General features: G+C 65.7%; 11 protein-coding genes. 2 read left to right on the forward strand and 9 right to left on the reverse strand.

The window, feature by feature from the left end:
• Nucleotides 1-82: 82 nt before the first annotated feature.
• The 6 genes from IE122_RS08105 to glmU all read right to left on the reverse strand — a co-directional run bounded on the left by IE122_RS08105 (nt 83) and on the right by glmU (nt 8192).
• Nucleotides 83-2389 (reverse strand): putative bifunctional diguanylate cyclase/phosphodiesterase, encoded by a 2307-nt coding sequence (locus IE122_RS08105; RefSeq protein WP_229813934.1) that lies wholly within the window; start codon nt 2387-2389, stop codon nt 83-85.
• A gap of 1037 nt (nt 2390-3426) precedes the next feature.
• Nucleotides 3427-5250, reverse strand: a complete 1824-nt coding sequence (gene glmS, locus IE122_RS08110) for a glutamine--fructose-6-phosphate transaminase (isomerizing) (protein WP_189620658.1) — start codon at nt 5248-5250, stop codon at nt 3427-3429.
• An 18-nt stretch (nt 5251-5268) separates the two neighbouring features.
• Nucleotides 5269-5634, reverse strand: a complete 366-nt coding sequence (locus IE122_RS08115; RefSeq protein WP_189620659.1) for a type II toxin-antitoxin system VapC family toxin — start codon at nt 5632-5634, stop codon at nt 5269-5271.
• A 3-nt stretch (nt 5635-5637) separates the two neighbouring features.
• Complete coding sequence (locus IE122_RS08120) at nt 5638-5892, reverse strand: ribbon-helix-helix protein, CopG family (protein ID WP_189620660.1); 255 nt, start codon at nt 5890-5892, stop codon at nt 5638-5640.
• Nucleotides 5893-5931: 39 nt separating this feature from the next.
• On the reverse strand, nt 5932-6762 hold the full coding sequence (locus IE122_RS08125; RefSeq protein WP_189620661.1) for an AIM24 family protein: 831 nt from the start codon (nt 6760-6762) through the stop codon (nt 5932-5934).
• 47 nt (nt 6763-6809) lie between these two features.
• Complete coding sequence (glmU, locus tag IE122_RS08130; protein ID WP_189620662.1) at nt 6810-8192, reverse strand: bifunctional UDP-N-acetylglucosamine diphosphorylase/glucosamine-1-phosphate N-acetyltransferase GlmU; 1383 nt, start codon at nt 8190-8192, stop codon at nt 6810-6812.
• Between the two features lie 60 nt (nt 8193-8252).
• Here glmU and IE122_RS08135 point away from each other — a divergent pair, with 60 nt between their 5' ends.
• Nucleotides 8253-8930 carry an HAD-IA family hydrolase gene (locus IE122_RS08135; protein WP_189620663.1) on the forward strand — a complete coding sequence of 226 codons (678 nt, stop codon included), beginning with the start codon at nt 8253-8255 and terminating at the stop codon, nt 8928-8930.
• Nucleotides 8931-9138: 208 nt separating this feature from the next.
• Here IE122_RS08135 and IE122_RS08140 read toward each other — a convergent pair whose 3' ends face one another.
• Together IE122_RS08140 and purC are read right to left on the reverse strand one after the other, a co-directional pair.
• Complete coding sequence (locus IE122_RS08140; RefSeq protein ID WP_189620664.1) at nt 9139-12006, reverse strand: M16 family metallopeptidase; 2868 nt, start codon at nt 12004-12006, stop codon at nt 9139-9141.
• Between the two features lie 57 nt (nt 12007-12063).
• On the reverse strand, nt 12064-12846 hold the full coding sequence (purC, locus tag IE122_RS08145; RefSeq protein WP_189620665.1) for a phosphoribosylaminoimidazolesuccinocarboxamide synthase: 783 nt from the start codon (nt 12844-12846) through the stop codon (nt 12064-12066).
• A gap of 423 nt (nt 12847-13269) precedes the next feature.
• Here purC and IE122_RS08150 point away from each other — a divergent pair, with 423 nt between their 5' ends.
• The gene (locus IE122_RS08150) at nt 13270-13869 is read left to right on the forward strand and encodes a GNAT family N-acetyltransferase (RefSeq protein ID WP_189620666.1); all 600 of its coding nucleotides are present in this window, start codon (nt 13270-13272) and stop codon (nt 13867-13869) included.
• On the opposite strand, the gene IE122_RS08155 is transcribed toward IE122_RS08150, so the two are convergent.
• A complete protein-coding gene (locus IE122_RS08155) occupies nt 13860-14336 on the reverse strand; it encodes a low molecular weight protein-tyrosine-phosphatase (RefSeq protein WP_189620667.1) in 477 nt (158 codons plus the stop codon). The genes IE122_RS08150 and IE122_RS08155 overlap by 10 nt on opposite strands.
• Nucleotides 14337-14530 lie beyond the last annotated feature (194 nt).

Raw genomic sequence — 14530 nt, forward strand, 5'->3', positions numbered from 1 at the left:
TGCCTGACCGGGAGGTTGCAGTGCCCCGGAAGGCTCTGTGTTACGCGGGAACACGGCGGCCCGCAAGCCGCCACCGGCAGGATCAGGCGGCGGTCTGCTTGGACAGGTAGTGGCGGCTGCGGAACAGCGCTTCGGCATCATGTGCCGCCATCGGCCGGCCGAAGTAGTACCCTTGGATCTTGCGGCAGCCGAGCTGGCGGATGATCTCTACCTCCTTCTCGGTCTCCGCACCTTCGGCGGTGGTGGACATCTCCAGGCTGTCGGCCATGGCGACGACCGCGCGGATGATCGCCAGGCTTTCGGCGTTGCCGGTGGCCGCACCCTGCACGAAGCTGCGATCGACCTTGATCGTGGAGAAGCGCAGCTTGCGCAGGTAACCGAGCGAGGAATAGCCGGTGCCGAAATCGTCCAGCGCGATCTTGCAGCCCAGCGCCATCGCCTGCTCCAGCGCGGCGCGGGCCTGATTGCCGTCGCGCAGGAAGACGCTTTCGGTCACCTCCAGTTCCAGCCGCTGCGGCGCAAGACCGCTGGCGGAGAGGGCGGAGACCACTGTGGCGGCAAAGCTCTGGTCCAGCAACTGCTCGCCCGAGACGTTGACGGCGATGCGGATATGCTCGGGCCAGTGCGTCGCGGCGATGCAGGCCTGATGCAGGACCCATTCGCCGATCGGCACGATCAGGCGGGTATCTTCGGCCAGCGGGATGAACTTGGCCGGGCTGACCGGCCCCAGCGCCGGGCTGTTCCAGCGCAGCAGCGCCTCGAAGTTGGTCACCGCCTCGCTGGTGGCATCGACGACCGGCTGGAACACCAGGCTGAATTCGTTCGAATCGAGCGCGCGGCGCAGAGCGAATTCCAGTCGGCGGCGTTCCTCGGCATGGGCGTGCAACGCCGGCTCGTAGCTGTAGTGGACGTTGCCGCCCGAATCCTTGGCTCGATACAGCGCCAGATCGGCGTTGCGCATGAGCGTCTCGACCGTCGCCCCATCGCGCGGTCCGATCGCCGAGCCGACCGATGCCCCGACGAACAGGGTGTGGTGATCCACTTCGTATGGTTGCGACAGGCGGTGGATGACCCGCTCGGCGACGCGCTTGACGTGATCGAGATCGGACGCGTCGCGAATGACGATGGCGAATTCATCGCCGCCCAAGCGGCCGCACAGCTCGTTTTCGCTGAGCTGTTCTTTCAGCCGTTCCGAAACGCGGGCCAGCAACTGGTCGCCGATGTGGTGGCCCAGCGTATCGTTGACCGCCTTGAAGCGATCGAGATCGATCATCAGGAACGCGCAGCGCCGCCGCCAGCGCTCGACATCGGCCAGCGCCTCGCCCAGCGTTTCGGTCAGCATCATGCGGTTGGGCAGGCCGGTCAGGGTGTCATATCGGGCGAGCCAGGCGATCTTGTCGGAATTCTCGCGCGCTTCGGTGACATCCGAGCCGACGCCGCGAAAACCGTCGAAGTGGCCTTCATCCGTGAACTTGGGAGTGCCCGAAAGCTCCCACCAGCGCGCCTGTCCGGCGATGGAGACGCGCACCAGCAGATTGGAGAAATGCTCGCGCCGTTTCAGCCGCTCGGCCAGATCGTGGAGGCTGCTGGGGAACTGCCCGGTCTCCCACGCCTCGCCGGCGATGAGCTGGATGAACGAAAGGCCCTCGATCTCGCGGGCCTCGCGGGCCAGCGCAAAGGCGAAGCGGGGGGAGATTGCGCGCACGCGGCGGCCGGTATCGACCTGCCACAGCCAGTCCGCCTCGCCTTCCTCGAATTCGCGCAGCAGCATCGAGACGACCTCGTCCTTTTCGACCATGCCGACATGGGCAACTTTCGCGGTCAGGTCGCGCCGCCCGTTCTCCACCGCGCCGAAAATGACCAGGAAGGAGAACAGCGCGCTGATCGTCGCCATGTCGATCATGCCGGAAAACGCAAACTGCGCCGCGGCCGTGCCGCCGGCGATGCCCGCGAACAGGACGGTGGCCATGGGCACAGCCGGCATCAGCATGGCCGTGCCGACCATCAGGATCGCCAGCACGGTCCACATCTTCACCAGTATCTGGGCATCGATCAGGAACCCGAACCCGGCAAACGGGATGGCCCAGGTCAACGCATTGATGATCGAACCGAGCAACTGGCGCTTGATCTCGGCGCTCGACAACCGGCGGCGCTCGGCCCCGATCAGGGACTGGTCGATCCGCCAGGCATTGAACAGGCCGGCACCGACTATCACCAGCCATAGCGCGAGGATTGCCGCGGGGATGCGGCCCATCAGGAAGAACCCGAGGGCCAGCGCGGCCACGCCCTGCGATACCGAACGGCCGATGCCGGCACCGGGCAGGGTGGAATACTGGAGGCCCCGCAAGCGCCCCCAATCGCCCTCCGCCGGATCGGTCACGCCGAGCACGGCAAGGATGGGCAGGTCCTTGGGCAAGGACAAAATCTGAGTGGGCGCACGGTTCACCCCCCGCCCATACCCCAAGGGTGGTTAGTGCCGGGTAAATGCGTAGGGCGACGAGTGCAAAATAGTTCACATATCGCGGCGGGAAGCGGGAAATGGGGTCAGCGAAGTTTACAAAGGTTACACCGTGTAACTTTCTGTTCTAGTGATATTGTTCATATAAAACAGTGGGATAGTCATGTTTTTCGAAAGTTACACATGTGCCGAAAAAATTCGCGGTCGCAGTGGGGCCGACAATGAGAAAGAGCTGCGCGGATGATACCGTGCGGCGGGTGTGTAGGACAGTAGGGGAGGGGGATATAGAACCTCTCCCAACAAAGAGGATTTCACGCAGAGGCGCGAAGGCGCAGAGAGGTTCTGCTCGCCGCAGCGCCACTTCCTGTTTCATCGGTGCGCTTGTCTCCCGTTGAAAATAGGAGGAAGCCTGCGGCGCTGCGCCACACCTCTGCGCCTTCGCGGCTCTGCGTGAACCCGTTTTTTTCTTCTCGCGACAATCCTGAGGATGTCGATTCCCGAGGGGGCACCGGATGATTGACGCCGCCCGACCTCGCACGTGAGAGCCTGATTGGCGATGCGGCGGTCGGCATGGGCGGAGGGGCGAACTGCCCGATGGACCCTGCAACAATTCGGGGTGAGGAGGCGGGCGTTTCGTGCGGGACATTTGCATCCGCCCGGACGAAAGCAGGAAAAGATGGTTCACGCGGAGGCGCAGAGGTGTTGTGCTTGGCGCTGCGCCGCTTTCCATTTCGATGGCGCGTTTGCCTCTCCGTTGAAACAGGGAGAAAGCCTGCGGCGCTGAGCGACACCTCTGCGCCTCCGCGCCTCTGCGTGAACCCGTTTTTCTTCTTCTCGCGACAATCCTGAGGATGTTGATCCTATCGCAAGGGGGCACCGGATGATTGACGCCGCCCGGTCAGGCCGTGCTGCCTGTGCCCCTCCACCATGCTGCGCATGGTTCCCCTCCCCCGAGGGGGAGGATGGGTCTATTCCACCGTCACGCTTTTCGCCAGGTTCCTCGGCTGGTCGACGTCGGTGCCTTTCACACAGGCCACGTGGTATGCCAGCAACTGCACCGGCACGGCATAGACCAGCGGGGCGATCAGGGGGTGGACTTCGGGCATCTCGATCGTGGCGATGCAGCCTTCGCCAGCTTCCTCGATCCCGGCCTTGTCCGAGATCAGCACCACCTTGCCGCCTCGGGCGCGCACTTCCTGCATGTTGCTGACGGTCTTTTCGAACAGCGGCCCCGACGGGGCGAGGACGATGACGGGAACTGCCTCGTCGATCAGCGCGATCGGGCCGTGCTTCATTTCACCCGATGCATACCCTTCGGCGTGGATATAGCTGATTTCCTTCAGCTTGAGTGCGCCTTCCAGCGCCAGCGGATAGTCCTGCCCGCGCCCCAGATAGAGCACATCGCGCGCCGGGGCGATGAGGTGGGCCATCGCCGCGATCTCATCGTCATGGGCAAGCGCGGCGTTCAGGCATGAGGGGATTTCGACGAGGTTGTTGACCACTGCCGTTTCTTCCGCCCGGTCCATCCGCCCGCGCTTGACCGCGAGATGCGCGGCGAGTGCCGCCAGCACGGCAAGCTGGCAGGTGAACGCCTTGGTCGAGGCGACGCCGATCTCCGGCCCGGCGTGGGTCGGCAGCAGCAAGTCCGCTTCGCGCGCCATGGTGCTGGTGGGCACGTTGACGACGACGGCGATGGTCTGTCCGGCCGCCTTGCAGTGGCGCAGCGCGGCCAGGGTATCGGCAGTCTCGCCCGATTGCGAGATGAACAGCGCGAGGCCGCCGGGCTCCAGCACCGGATCGCGGTAACGGAACTCGCTGGCGACATCGATATCCACCGGCAACCGTGCGAAGGTCTCGATCCAGTACTTGGCGACCATTCCGGCATAGAAGCTGGTCCCGCAGGCGACGATGGTGATGCGGTTGATGGTGGACAGGTCGAAATCGATTTGCGGCAGCGCGACCGACTGATCGATCTGGCGCACGTAGCTGCGCAGGGTCTGCGCCACCACCGTGGGCTGCTCGAAGATTTCCTTCTGCATGAAGTGGCGGTAATGGCCCTTCTCGATCTGCACGGCGGACGCGCCCGAGGCGACGATTTCGCGATCGACCGGGGTGTTGTCGGCATCGTAGATTTGCGCGCCGTCGCGGGTGATGACGACCCAATCGCCTTCTTCCAGATAGGTGATACGCTGGGTGAGGGGGGCAAGCGCCAATGCGTCCGAGCCGAGATAGGTTTCGCCATCCCCATAGCCCACCACCAGCGGCGAGCCGAGGCGCGCGCCGATCAGCATGTCGGGGTGCCGACGAAAGGCGATCGCCAGCGCAAACGCGCCGCGCAACTGCGGCAGCACGACCTTGACCGCATCCTGCGGCGACAGGCCCGCTTCGACCTGCTCGGAAACCATGTGAGCGACCACTTCTGTATCGGTCTGGCTCTCGAAATGGCGGCCGCGCGCTTCAAGCCCTTCGCGCAGCGGCTTGAAATTCTCGATGATGCCGTTGTGGACCAATGCCAGTTCGGCGGTGGCGTGGGGATGGGCGTTGGCGGCGGTCGGTGCGCCGTGCGTGGCCCAGCGGGTGTGGGCGATCCCGGTGAGGCCCGGTGCCGGATCGACCGCCAAGGCCTTGACGAGATTGAGCAGTTTGCCTTCGGCGCGGCGGCGGATCAACTGGCCGTTTTCGACCGTGCAGACCCCGGCGCTGTCATAACCGCGATACTCCATCCGGCGCAGGCCATCGACCAGCCGGTCCGCCACGTCTTCCTTGCCGACAATTCCGATGATGCCACACATGCAGGCGGGTACTTTCGTTCAGATGGAGTAGGGCACGCGGATGCCCGGCATGTTAGCCGGGAAATCCTTGGTATTTCGTGTAACCAGGATGGCTCCGTTGACCTGCGCGGTTGCCAGGATCAGGGCGTCCAGCAGTTTCATGCGCGAGCGGTGACGGATGTCTGCGGCGGTCTGGGCAATCCGCGCATCGATCTCCACCACTTCGAACGGGGCGATCAGATCGCGCACCAGATCGCGGGTTTCCAGCGGCTCGCCCGCAAGAACTTCGGTCCACGCGATCCGGCTGATGCGATGGCGCTGGTAGCGACCCAGTTCGGCACGCGCCATCGGTTTGCGGTTCAGCCAGTCGATGATGATGTTCGTGTCGAAAAAGGGGTCGGACACCGATCAAAGGTCTTCGTAAGGGGTGCGATCCTCGCGGATGGCGCGCTGGTATTCGACGCCATCGCCGATGTCCAACCGATCAGCCCAATAGCCATACCCGCGTTCGATCCAGTCCTTGCGATCGTCAGCGGGGCTTTGCGCCTTGAAACGCGCCACCGCTTCACGGAGCACCGAGGCGCGGGATTTGCCCTGCGTCGCGGCGCGGGCGTCCAGCCACCTGATGTCCTCATCGGGAAGATCGGCCAGAATGCGGGTCATGATATCGCGATATCATATCGTGATATCATGCGCAATCGCTCAATCGCCGTCGAGCAGGTTGCCAAGCCCGCCCAGGATCGATCCTTCGCCCCGGTTCTGCCCGCCGGCGGGCATCGCGGCGGCGAGCATGCGGCCGGCCAGGCGGGAGAACGGGAGCGACTGGATCCACACCTTGCCGGGCCCCCGCAGCCGGGCGAAGAACACGCCTTCGCCGCCGAAGATCATCGACTTGACCGATCCGGCGCGGATCACGTCGAATTCGATCCCCGCCGTATAGGCGGCGACGCAGCCGGTATCGACGTGCAGTTCCTCGCCCGGGCGCAGTTCGCGTTCGACCACGGTTCCGCCCATCTGGACGAACACCCAGCCATCACCGTCGAGCCGCTGCATGATGAAGCCTTCGCCGCCAAACAGCCCGGTCATGATCCGCTGCTGGAACTGGATGCCGATCGACACCCCGCGCGCGGCGCACAGGAAGGCGTCCTTCTGGCAGATCAGGCGGCCGCCCACGCTATCGAGCTTGATCGGCAGGATCGCGCCGGGGATCGGCGCGGAAAAGGCGACGCGCGCCTTGCCGGAACCCTTGTGGGTGAAGACGGTGGTGAACAGGCTTTCGCCGGTGACCAGCCGCTTGCCGGCGCCGAGTAACTTGCCCATGAACCCGCCGCCCTGATCGCCCGACCCGTCGCCGAACACGGTCGACATATCGACGCTGGCGTCCTTCCACACCATCGCCCCCGCTTCGGCGACGGCGCTTTCGCCGGGATCGAGTTCGATCTCGACGAACTGCAGTTCCTGGCCCTTGATCTCGAAATCGATGTCATCGGACAGGGATGCGTTGCGGGTGTGGCTCCAGGGGCTGTTGGGCATCATCGTCTCCGTGTGATGGGGCAGTTTGGGCGCGCGTGGGGCGGGGCTTAGCCGCTTTTCTTCGCGTCGGCCTTTTTCTTCTTCATCGCGTCGTGGAAGCGGTCGGCCCAGCCGGGTTTTACCAGTTGCTCGCCGCGGACCAGCCGCAGTTCGCCATCGGCAACGTCGCGGGTCACGGCGCTGCCGGCGGCGACGATGGCGTCCGCGCCGATGCTGACCGGGGCAACAAGGGCCGAGTTGGAGCCGATGAAGGCGCGTTCGCCGATCACCGTCCTGTGCTTGAAATAGCCGTCGTAGTTGCAAGTGATCGTGCCCGCGCCGATGTTCGCGCCGGCGCCGACGGTGGCGTCGCCCAGGTAGGTCAGGTGGTTGGCCTTGGCCCCTTCGCCCAGCACCGCGTTCTTCATCTCCACGAAGTTGCCGATGCGCGAGCCGGCCTTGAGCACCGCGCCGGGCCGCAGCCGCGCGTAGGGGCCGATCGAGACGCCGCTTTCCAGCGTAGCTCCTTCAAGGTGCGAGAAGGCGTGGATCACGACGTTGTCCGCCACCGTGACGCCGGGGCCGAACACGACGTTCGGTTCCACCGTCACATCGCGGCCGAGCTGCGTATCCCAGGCGAAGAACACGGTGTCCGGGGCGATCAGGGTTACCCCATCGACCATGGCCTGCCGGCGGCGGCGCGCCTGCCAGCGGCCTTCGGCTTCGGCCAGTTCGCCCCGGCTGTTGATGCCGCCCACTTCATCGGGATCGTCGGTCCTGATGACGGCGCAAGTGCGGCCGTCCAGCGTGGCGACGTTGACGATATCGACGAGGTAGTATTCGCCTTGGGCATTATCGTTAGTGACGCGGCCGAGCAGGTCGAACAGATCGGCGCTGTTGACCGCCATCAGCCCGGAATTGCACAGCCGGCAGGCGCGCTGTTCCTCGGTCGCGTCCTTGTATTCGACCATCATGGCGATGCGGCCGTCGTCATGCGCGAGGATCCGGCCATACTGGAGCGGATCGGCAGGCTCGAACCCCAGAACGACCACGGCAGGGCTGTCGGCCTCGTGCAGCCGGGCGATCATCGCGCGCATGGTCTCGGGGCGCACGAACGGCACATCGCCGTAGAGGATCAGCACGTCCCCGGCGAAACCGGCAAGCGCTCCTTGCGCCTGCTGGACGGCGTGGCCGGTGCCCAGTTGCGGCTCCTGCACGGCGATCGTGGCGCGCGCGCCGAGCGCCTGTTCGAGTTGTTCGCGCCCGTGGCCGGCGACGACCACCTGGGTGCGGGGTGCCAGCTCCTCGGCGCTGGCCAGCAGGTGATCGAGCATCGGCCGTCCGGCGATCGGGTGAAGCACCTTGTGCAGATCGCTTTTCATCCGGGTGCCCTTGCCGGCGGCAAGGACGACGATGGCAAGGGGCGCGGCGGGAGCGGAATTTTCGACCATGCCCCGTCATCTGCCAGCAAATTGTTGCGGTTTCCACACCAACACTGCACGGCATCGGGGATGAACAGCTTTCCCTTCGCCATCGTCGGCTTCGATCTCGACGGTACGCTTCTCGATACCCACAAGGACCTTGCCCGCGCGGCGAACCACGCGCTTTCGCTGGAAGGCCGCCCGGCCGTTCCGGCGGCCGAAGTGCGCGATCTGATCGGCGGCGGTGCCAAGAAGATGCTGGTGCGAGCGCTGGAGGTGACCGGCGGGGCGCTTCCTCCCGACCGTTTCGAAGAGCTGCACGCCGCGCTGCTGGCCTTCTACGAGGCGAACATCTGCATCGATACCGACCTTTTTCCGGGCGGTTACGCCATGCTCGATGCGCTGGAGGCGCGCGGGGTCAAACTGGCGGTCGTGACCAACAAGCTGGAGCGCTTTGCGCGAGCGATCTTCGACGGGCTGGGGCTGACCGACCGCTTCTACACCGTGATCGGCGGCGATACGCTGGGGCCGGGGCGGTCGAAACCACGGCCGGACCTCATCAACCTGATGCTCGAACGCGCCGGGCATGCGGGCAGGGCTGCCTATGTCGGCGATTCCATTTACGATACGGGCGCGGCTGCGGCCGCCGGCCTGCCCTGCGTTGCGGTCAGCTTCGGCTTCCGCGACCGGCCGGCGCACGACCTGGGTGCGGCGGCGGTGATCGACCATTTCGACGAGCTGGTGCCGGCGCTGGAGCGGCTGGGGTGAGAGCGTTTCGTAAAAAACATTCCGGCTTCAAAGGCGGTTAGGCCCACGCTTCGTCATGTTGAACTTGTTTCAGCATCCATCTTGCCGCCCGCGCCGTTCTGGGCGGGCGAGGTGCAGCCGCGTCGGAAGCGCTATCCCGACGCTGCGGCGTAAACGGCGGGATGGACCCTGAAACGAGTTCAGAGTGACGAGGATTTGAGAACGGTCCCTACTGCCCCGGCGCGGCCGCTCCGTTCGGCAGGACCAGCACCGTCACCGCAGCGCCCGGCGCGAGCCAGCGTTTTGCCATTGCCTGCACATCGGCGGGGGTGAGCGCGGCGAGGCGGGTCTGGGCGGCGAGGTAGCGGTCTATGCGGTCGCTTTCGGTCTGCGCGCGATCGACCAGCGACAGCCAGCCGCCGTTGGTCTTGAGCGCGTTGGCCAGGCTTTCCAGCATCGGCGCGCGCGCCCGCAGCAGGACGTCGGCATCGACCGGCGCGTCGCGGAGGGCCTGGACGGTCTCGGCGATCGCCGCGCGGGTGGCGGCCATTTCTGTGCCGTCGATCGACGCGGTGACGGTGAAGGTGCCGTAGCCCTTCCAGTCCCGCGACAGCGTGCTGGACGCTGAAGGCGAATAGGTCTTGCCCAGCTTTTCGCGCAAGGTGTCGGTCAGTTCGATCCGCATCACCCGCTCCAGCAGGCCGAGCTTGAGCGCTTCGAGCGGGTCGCTGTCGTCACGCGTCGGCCAGATGACCTGGACCAGCGCCTGATCGGCGGGGCCGTCGTGGCGGATCACGCGCAAGTTGCGCGCCGTGGTGAAGGGGCGCGGAGGTACGTCGTCATGGCTGCGGAACTGCGCCTCGCGCGCCGGCAATGCGCCAAAGGTGGCGGCGACCATGGCGATCGCCTTGTCCTCGTCGAGATCGCCGACCATGCCGATTTCGATCGCGCCATGGGTCAGGCGATCGGTGATGTCGGCCTTGAGCCGGGCATAGCTCAGCGCCCGGTAGGTGTCGGGGTTTTGCAGGGTGAACCGCGGGTCGCCATCGCTGAGGATGCCGCCGATGTCGGCCCCCAGCGCCGAGCCGGGCGTGGCGCGCAGGCGGTTGAAGTAGGTGTTGATCGCCTGCCGGTACTGCACCTCGCCTTCGGCGCGATAGCCGGGGTCAGTGACGAGCGCGGCGAGCAGGCGCAGTTGCAGTTCCAGATCCTGCGGGGTGGTGCCCGCGCCGGCCTCGAACGTGCTGCCGGACGACGATAGCCCCAGTCCCACCGTGTGCCCGGCGAGCAGGGTGTCGAGATCATCGCGGCTGTGTTTGCCGAGGCCGCCTTCATCCAGATAGGGCACCATCTCGGTCGCGGTGGGATTGGCGCGCGTGTCCAGCATGTCGCCACCGTCGATCGCAAGGCTGACCGCGATCTGGTCCTTGGCGATATCGGTGCGTTTGAGGTTCAGCCGCACGCCGTTGGCGAACTGCACCTCGCGAATGCCGAGCCGCGCGTCGCGGGTATCGCTCTGCACGGTGCCGGGCGTGCCGAAGCTGTCGTAAGCGAAAGTGCCGGTTGCCGCTGTGGTGCCGCCCGCGATATCCGCGCGGATTGCTGCGTTCCAGGCCTTGCGCACCGCTTCAGTGCCGCCCACCGGCGCGGTGCGCCCGCTGAAGCGCAGCAGCGGGTCCTTGAGGGTGATGGCTTCGCGGCGAAGCGCCGCCAGCACGGCGGCCGGATCGATCGTGGACGCGAAACTTTCGAAGCGTTGCAGCGCCGATTGCGGCGTGGCGGGCACCAGCCGATCATCGACCAGATCGAGCGCTGCCTGCATCAGCGCGCCATTGCTGCGCGTATCCGCCGAGGCGGCGGCGTCCATCAGCGCGCGGCGCACGTTGGCGACCGGTTCGGCCACTTCGGCATCGGTGAAGCCGCTTTTGAGGGCGGTGCGGTAGACCTGCGCGGCGGCATCCAGTCCGGGCTGCCATTTGCCATCGACGGTATCGACGATCAGCCGGGTGGAGCGCGCGGTTTCGAACACGTCACCGGTGCCGAAGCCGGCTGCCCGGAACGGCGGCTCTGCCCGCCGCGACAGGCGCTGGAGCCGGCGGTTGACGATTTCATAGCCGATCTGGCGCAGCAGGTTCTCGCGCCGCTGGGCGACGGTATCGGGCTCGTCCAGCCACGGGCCGTTGCGCATGGCAACGATGCGTTCGGACAGCGCCGGATCGAGGTATACCCCCGTGCGGCCTTTGTCGGCGGTCTTGACCGGGCCGGCATCGGGCTGTGGCTCAAGCGGAGCGGCGCTCCAGCTTTCGAAGTGGCGGCGGATGGCAGCTTCTGCCGCATCGACATCGAAATCGCCGATGACGGCCAGCGTCACGTGGCCCGGCACATATTCGCGGCGATAGAACGCGGTCAGCCCTTCGGCGGTGGCGTTCTGGATCGACGCCGGGGTACCGATCGGCAAGCGCTGGGCATAGCGCGAGCCGGGATAGAGGAAGCTGACGGAATCGACGAAATCGCGCAGGGCAAAGCTGTTGCGATCGCGCATTTCCGAGAGGATCACGCCGCGCTCACGCCCCACCGCTTCGGGGGAGATGGTCAGTTCGCTCGCCGTCTCGCGCATCAGCATCAGCGCGGTGTCGATCAGATCGGCATCGGCGCGGGGCAGGTCGAGCTTGTAGACGGTGCGGTCGAAACTGGTGGAGGCGTTGGTATCGGCTCCGAAGGCCAGGCCTTTGCGTTCGAGCAGGGCCACCATCTGCCCTTCGGGCACCCGGGTGGAGCCGTTGAAGGCCATGTGTTCGAGGAAGTGGGCATAGCCCTGCTCGCCGTCGCTCTCGTCGAGCGAACCGGCGTTGACGTCCATCCGCACCAGCGCCGTGCCCTTGGGCATGGCGTTGTGGCGCAGGATCACCCGCATGCCGTTGGGCAGCCGCAGGAAGCGGTAATCCGGATCGACCGGAACGTCGCTCTTTTCGAAAGCCCAGCTCGTATCGTCAGGGCGCGGCGGCGGCGTGGATGCCACCTGCGGCGCGCAGGCGGAAAGCGTCAGCGCGGCGGCCAGCGACAGGGCGAGGGGGAAGCGGTAAGGGGAAGGGCGCATCGCCGCGCACCCTAGCCGCTCGCCCGGCGGGGGCAAGCGGCTTGCCGGCGGCAGGTCTTACTTGCCGCGCAGCTTGCGGTGCTTGGACAGGTCGAACACTTCGGTCGGCCCGCTTTCGTCCTGCAGCAGGCCAAGGCGGCGGGCCACTTCCTGATAGGCCTCTTCCTCGCCGCCCAGATCGCGGCGGAAGCGGTCCTTGTCGAGCTTTTCGCCGGTGGTCATGTCCCACAGGCGGCAACCATCGGGGCTGATCTCGTCAGCCAGGATCACACGGCTGTAATCGCCGTCCCAGATGCGGCCGAATTCGAGCTTGAAATCGACGAGGCGGATGTTGATCGCCGCGAACATGCCGCACATGAAATCGTTCACGCGGATCGCCATCGACGAGATGTCCTGCATCTCCTCGTTGGTGGCCCAGCCGAAGCAGGCGATGTGTTCCTCGGCGATCATCGGATCGCCCAGCGCATCGTCCTTGTAGTAATATTCGATCAGCGTGTGGGGCAGCATCTCGCCTTCGGGGATGCCGAGGCGCTTGGAGATGGAGCCAGCGGCGACATTGCGCACCACCACTTCGATCGGGATGATCTCCACCTGCCGCACCAGCTGTTCGCGCATGTTCAGGCGGCGGATGAAGTGGTTCGGCACGCCGATGTGGTTCAGGCGCGTGAAGACGTATTCGCTGATGCGGTTGTTGATGACGCCCTTGCCCTGGATCGTGCCCTTCTTGAGCGCGTTGAAGGCGGTGGCATCGTCCTTGAAATACTGGATGATCGTGCCGGGCTCGGGCCCTTCGTAGAGGATCTTGGCCTTGCCTTCGTAAATCTGACGGCGACGGGACATCGGTTTCGTCCTTGGAGCAAGAGCTGGAAACGGGCTGACCAGCGGGCAAAAAAGAGCAAGCCCCGGCACACTCGAGTCGCTTGCGCGCCTCACGCGGCCGGGGCAATTCGGGCCGCATATAATGGATAGCGCTCCAAAAGCAAACCGGGCTCATATGCCGGGCCAGGGCAATCGCACATAACGAGTTTACCTGCAGCTTCGTCATGCTGAACTCGTTTCAGCATCCATTGCGCGGTTTGCCCCACCATCGAATAGGGCTTGGTCCCTGCGTCCATCGCCTTTCAGGGTCCCGGCCCGCGGCACGATGGACCCTGAAACGAGTTCAGGGTGACGAATGCGATAAGCAATTTCATATGCGAGTGCCCTGTATGCCGGGCCGGGACATCTTGCCGCAATTGCGGTCGTCGCGCTAGGCAGGCGGGCATGTCGCTGACCGTCCGAACCCTCACCGGGCCCGAAATCGCCGCCGCCAGTGACGCGCTGGCCGACTTGCGCATCGCCGTGTTCGCGGACTGGCCGTATCTCTACGATGGCAACACAGCCTACGAGGCGGAGTACCTGCGCGAATTCATGGCGGCACCGGATGCGGTGCTGGTCTGCGCGCTGGATGGTGACCGCGTGGTGGGTGCGGCCACGGCATCGCCGATGTCGGCGCAGGATGCGGCATTTCAGGCCCCGTACCTCGCGCAGGGGGTGGACGTTTCGCGGATGTTCTATTTCGGCGAATCCGTGCTGCAGCCCGCGTATCGCGGGCGCGGGATCGGCCATGCGTTCTTCGATCATCGCGAGGCCCATGCACGGGGCTGCGGGGCCTTGGCGAGTACCTTTGCCGCCGTGATCCGCGAGGAGGACCATCCGGACCGGCCGCAAGGCTACGTGCCGCTGGACGCCTTCTGGCGTCGGCGGGGGTACGAGCCGATCCCGGGCCTCATCGCCCGGCTTTCGTGGAAGGACCACCGGGACGAGGACGAGTGCGAGAAGCCGATGCAGTGCTGGGTGCGGGATCTGTCCGGTCAGGGCTGACGCAGCACGTCGACGATGTGGCGCGCGGCCAGGGTCACCTCCTGCCAGGTCTGCGCGAAGTGGGCCGCATCGCCGTGGTAGGGGTCGGCGACGCTTTGCCCCGCCAGCGCGGGGACGGCATCCAGCAGCAGAGCCACTTGCGCGGTCGCGCCGGCGGGGGCCAGTTTCTGCAGATCGGACAGGTTGCTGCGGTCGAGCGCATAGATGCGGTCGAACCGCAGGAAATCGTCCGGCGTGACCTGCCGGGCGCGGTAGGAGCCGATATCTATGCCGTGGCGCGCGGCTTCGGCGCGGGCGCGCGGATCGGGCGGGTGGCCGATGTGCCACGAACCGGTTCCGGCGGAATCGACCAGCAGTGACAGTCCGGCCGCCCCGGCTGTCTCCCGCAGCGCGGCTTCGGCCAGCGGCGAGCGGCAGATATTGCCAAGGCAGACGAACAGCACGGACAGGACAGGGGAACTTTGCATAGGCACCGCGCAACGATCGGATCGGGCCGGTGATCCTACCCGTCCGGGCGCGCAAAGCAATTTTACGGATGCAACCGTTTGGCATCGGGAACCGGATTCCGCTTGGGGGCAGGGGCTGACCCCAATCCTGTTAACCTTCCAAATGCTGCAGTAATCAGCCTTACCGGGCCTGTGTCGAGAAGTGGGCAGAGGAA

Origin of the sequence: Novosphingobium colocasiae (assembly GCF_014652555.1) — a bacterium.
In the GTDB taxonomy this organism is placed as follows: Bacteria; Pseudomonadota; Alphaproteobacteria; order Sphingomonadales; family Sphingomonadaceae; genus Novosphingobium; species Novosphingobium colocasiae.